This is a genomic window from Nocardioides cremeus (genome assembly GCF_030518195.1).
GTDB lineage: Bacteria > Actinomycetota > Actinomycetes > Propionibacteriales > Nocardioidaceae > Nocardioides > Nocardioides cremeus.
The window spans coordinates 1-242 of the sequence record NZ_JAULSC010000372.1 but is presented as its reverse complement, the minus strand read 5'-3'; the positions used below and the strand labels follow the sequence as shown (position 1 = coordinate 242).

Here is a 242-nt window from a genome sequence, read left to right as displayed (position 1 = left end):
GCGACGCGTACGACGTGCCCGCGGGCCGGGTCGAGCGCCCGCGCTCGCAGGTCGACGCGGCGACCGTGGCCGCGGCGGGCGAGCGGCTCGTGCGGGCGCTGGCCACCACCACCCCCTGCGCCCCGGTGCGCGACCTGATCGGGGCCACCGACGTCGCGGCGGCCTACCTCGTGCAGGGGCACCTCAACGCCAGCCGGGTCGCGGCGGGCGCCCGCGTGGTGGGCCGCAAGATCGGCGCCACT

Annotated in this window: 1 pseudogene; it reads left to right on the top strand. The window is 80.2% G+C overall.

Annotation, left to right across the window (positions count from 1 at the left end):
* Nucleotides 1-14: 14 nt before the first annotated feature.
* Nucleotides 15-242 (top strand): annotated as a pseudogene (locus QWJ41_RS22575) (2-keto-4-pentenoate hydratase); the annotation flags it as partial.